A 290-nucleotide genomic window follows, 5' to 3' on the forward strand; every position below is an offset into this window, starting at 1 on the left:
AGTGATGCCAATCCTGAAAACTGGACCTATCTAGAAGATTCTGACCAGTGGATAAAGCCAGATGGGGTTGTCTACTCGTTTAAGAATTATTCACGAAGAACGGAGCAGAATGGATTTGAGAGAGATATTAAGATTTACGAAGCTGATCCAGTACAAGCTAGTGAAGAGTTAGACAAATTAGCACGGACGGAAAAAGGAAACCTCAAACAAATTCAGTATAATCCTACGTGGAACTATTTCAAGAACTTAGTCAAAGAGGAATTGACAAGTAAAGAGGGAGCCCGCATTTA

Annotated in this window: 1 pseudogene; it reads left to right on the forward strand. The window is 39.7% G+C overall.

What is annotated here, in order from left to right:
* Positions 1-290, forward strand: a pseudogene (locus C1G57_RS11095) (IS5/IS1182 family transposase); the annotation flags it as partial.

Origin of the sequence: Streptococcus suis (genome assembly GCF_002960425.1) — a bacterium.
Lineage (GTDB): Bacteria > Bacillota > Bacilli > Lactobacillales > Streptococcaceae > Streptococcus > Streptococcus suis_S.